The organism is Micrococcus sp. HMSC31B01, assembly GCF_001816085.1.
Taxonomy (GTDB): Bacteria; Actinomycetota; Actinomycetes; order Actinomycetales; family Micrococcaceae; genus Micrococcus; species Micrococcus luteus.
Map to the genome: position 1 here is coordinate 1 of NZ_KV825203.1, position 3,580 is coordinate 3,580.

2 protein-coding genes and 2 pseudogenes are annotated in these 3,580 nt (G+C 74.2%); all 4 read right to left on the reverse strand.

The window, feature by feature from the left end; translation table 11 throughout:
• Positions 1-309: pseudogene (locus HMPREF3105_RS08025) on the reverse strand (GNAT family N-acetyltransferase); the annotation flags it as partial.
• Positions 284-1,468, reverse strand: coding sequence for a flavodoxin-dependent (E)-4-hydroxy-3-methylbut-2-enyl-diphosphate synthase (ispG, locus tag HMPREF3105_RS08030; protein WP_061866731.1), 1,185 nt, complete (start codon positions 1,466-1,468; stop codon positions 284-286). The pseudogene HMPREF3105_RS08025 and the gene ispG, both read right to left, overlap by 26 nt.
• Positions 1,469-1,573: 105 nt before the next feature.
• Positions 1,574-2,941, reverse strand: coding sequence for a M50 family metallopeptidase (locus tag HMPREF3105_RS08035; RefSeq protein WP_061866732.1), 1,368 nt, complete (start codon positions 2,939-2,941; stop codon positions 1,574-1,576).
• A pseudogene (locus HMPREF3105_RS08040) lies at positions 2,938-3,580 on the reverse strand (1-deoxy-D-xylulose-5-phosphate reductoisomerase); the annotation flags it as partial. The gene HMPREF3105_RS08035 and the pseudogene HMPREF3105_RS08040, both read right to left, overlap by 4 nt.

Sequence of the window (3,580 nt, forward strand, 5' to 3'; positions counted from 1 at the left end):
CGTCCAGCCGGCGTCCGGGGCCTCGGACGCGGCGACCGGCACCACGTTCGAGCCGATCCAGACGGCCGCACGCAGCCCCCCGGCGCCCGGGGCGTCGTCGTCGATCCCGAGGAACAGGGTGCCCGCCGCTCCCCCGCGCGGGCCGGCCAGGCGGCCCGCCTCGAGCAGGGAGTCCACGAACACGTTGGACACGGGGGCGCGGGCGGACAGGGCCGCGAGCGCGGCGGTGTCCGCGTCGGTCAGCAGGCGGACGCGGTCACCCGTGGCGGCCCGGACCTCCCGGTCAGTGGACGGAGACCACCGGGGCACCGGCGGCAGCCTGGTCACCGCCGTCCTCCCCCAGGTCCATCTCGCCGGCGATCCGGTTGGCCTCCTCGATGAGGGTCTCCACGATCTGGTCCTCGGGCACGGTGCGGATGACCTCGCCCTTGACGAAGATCTGGCCCTTGCCGTTGCCGGAGGCGACGCCGAGGTCGGCCTCGCGGGCCTCGCCCGGCCCGTTGACGACGCAGCCCATGACGGCCACCCGCAGCGGGACCTCAAGGTCCTGGAGGCCCTCGGTGACCTGCTCGGCCAGCGTGTACACGTCCACCTGGGCGCGGCCGCACGAGGGGCAGGAGACGATCTCGAGCTTGCGCTCACGCAGGTTCAGGGACTGCAGGATCTGCAGGCCCACCTTGACCTCCTCGACCGGCGGCGCGGAGAGGGAGACGCGGATGGTGTCACCGATGCCCTGGCCGAGCAGGTAGCCGAAGGCGGTAGCGGACTTGATGGTGCCCTGGAAGGCCGGGCCGGCCTCGGTGACCCCGAGGTGCAGCGGCCAGTCACCCTGCTCGGCGAGCAGCTCGTAGGCGCGGGCCATGATCACCGGGTCGTTGTGCTTGACGGAGATCTTGAAGTCCTTGAAGCCGTGCTCCTCGAAGAGGGAGGCCTCCCAGACGGCGGACTCGACGAGGGCCTCCGGGGTGGCCTTGCCGTACTTCTGCAGCAGGCGCGGGTCCAGGGAGCCGGCGTTGACGCCGATGCGGAGGGAGGTGCCGTGGTCCGAGGCGGCCTGCGCGATCTCCTTGACCTTGTCGTCGAACTTCTTGATGTTGCCCGGGTTCACGCGCACGGCGCCGCAGCCGGCCTCGATCGCCGCGAACACGTACTTCGGCTGGAAGTGGATGTCCGCGATCACGGGGATGGTGGACTGCTGGGCGATGACCTTGAGGGCCTCGGCGTCCTTGTCCGTGGGGCAGGCCACGCGGACGATGTCGCAGCCGGCGGCCGTGAGCTCGGCGATCTGCTGCAGGGTCGCGCCGATGTCGTGCGTCTTGGTGGTGGTCATCGACTGCACCGAGACGGGGTGCTGCGAGCCGACGCCCACCGAGCCCACCTGGATCTGCCGGGTGGTGCGGCGCGGGGCCAGCACGGGCGGCGGGGCGGACGGCATTCCAAGGCTGACGGGCACGGGGGCGCTCCTCATGGGTTCTCGGGGTCGACGGCGCGGGGCCGCCGGGTTCTCCGGTCCATCCTAGGCGCGCGGGCGCCCCGGGGCGCGGGGCGACCGCCCACGGCGAACGGGCCGGGCTCAGAACAGCCGGACCGGCTCCACGATGTCCGCCACGATCAGGATGACGCCCATGAGCAGCATCGCCGCGCCCACCGCGTAGGTCAGCGGCAGCATGCGGGCCAGGTCGAACGGCCCCGGGTCCGGGCGGCCCGTGATCCGGGCCCAGCCGCGGCGCACCGCCTCCCACAGGGCGCCGGCCACGTGGCCGCCGTCGAGCGGGAGCAGCGGGATGAGGTTGAACACCATGAGCGCCACGTTCACGCCCGCCAGCAGGGACAGCAGCAGGGCGGCCTTGTCCGTCAGCGTGGCCTCCTCGAGCGCCGCCGCCTCCCCGGCGATCCGGCCGACTCCCACCACGGACATCGGGCCGTCCGGGTCGCGCTCGGCCGGGGTCACCACGGCGACGGCGGTGTCCCACAGCCGCTGCGGCAGCACGAGGACGACGTCGACGACGCCCCGCACCTGCTGGGCCACGAGCGGGCCGGCGTCGAGCGGGGTGCCGCGGACCGTCTCGAGCTGCGCGCCCATGCCGATGAACCCGACCTCGTGGGTCGCCACGGTCCCGTCCGGGGCCCGCTCGGGCCGGCCCAGCGCGTCCGTCACGGGCCGTTCCGTCAGGCGCGGGGTCAGGGTGGCGCTCATCCGCTCGCCGTCGCGCTCCCACTCGATCCGGGTGGGCTGTCCGGCGCGGTCCCGGATCGCGGCGGAGAGGGCGTCCCAGTCGGAGACCGGCCGCCCGTCGAAGGCGAGCACGGTGTCGCCGGGGCGCAGTCCCGCCTCGTGGGCGGGCGCGGCGGGATCGCCCGGGCGGCAGTCCTCTGTCCCGCCGGAGGCGGCGCGGGCCTGCTGCTCCTGCATCGTGACCACGCACCGGTAGACCTCGGCGACGGTGGTGCTGGGCTGCGAGGTGCCCACCGTGGTGACCAGCAGGGCGGTGGCGCCCAGCGCGATGAGCAGGTTCATGAACGGCCCGCCGAGCATGATCACCACCCGCTTCCACACCGGCAGGGCGAGGAAGCGGCGGTGCTCGTCGCCGGGGCGGACCTCCTCGGCGGCCTGGGCCCGCGCGTCGTCGGCCATGCGGCCCAGCTGCTGGACGAAGCCCGTGGACGCCGCGCGGGGCGTCTGCCCGGGCCGCGGCGGGGGCAGCATCCCGATCATCGCGACGTAGCCGCCCAGCGGCACGGCCTTGAACCCGTACTCCGTCTCGCCGCGGCGCCACGAGACGAGCGTCGGGCCGAAGCCGATCATGTACTGCGTGACGCGCACGCCGAAGAGCTTGGCCGGGACGAGGTGGCCGATCTCGTGCAGGGCGATCGAGACCGCCAGGCCCAGCGCGACCGCGAGGACGCCCGCGACGTACCAGAGGATCTCCACGACGGTCACCAGCGGGCCCGCGCCGCACGGCGCGCCCAGGCCTCGGCGGCGAGCACGGCATCCACGGTGAGCCCCGTCGGCGCGGGGTCGTGGCCGGCCGCGGCGAGCACGTGCTCGGGGGCATAGTCGGCGACGACGGCGCGGACCGTGTCCACGATCCCGTCGAAGGGCAGGGCGCCGGCGTGGAAGGCGTCCACGGACTCCTCGTTGGCGGCGTTGAACACGGCCATGTGGGTGGGCGAGGCGGCCGCCGCCTCCTTCGCGGCCCGTACCGCGGGGAAGGCCTCCTCGTCGAGGGGCTCGAACGTCCAGGTGGCCGCCCGCGTCCAGTCGCAGGCCGGGGCCGCGCCCGGGAGACGGCGCGGCCAGCACAGCCCCAGGGCGATGGGCAGGCGCATGTCCGGCGGGGAGGCCTGGGCGAGCGTGGACCCGTCGACGAACTCGACCATCGAGTGGACCACGGACTGCGGGTGGACCACGACGTCGATCCGGTCCAGGGGCACGTCGAACAGCAGGTGGGCCTCGATCACCTCGAGGGCCTTGTTCACGAGGGAGGCGGAGTTGGTGGTGACGACGCGGCCCATGTCCCACGTGGGGTGGGCGAGGGCCTGGGCGGGCGTGACGGCGTGCAGGGCGGCGCGGTCCAGG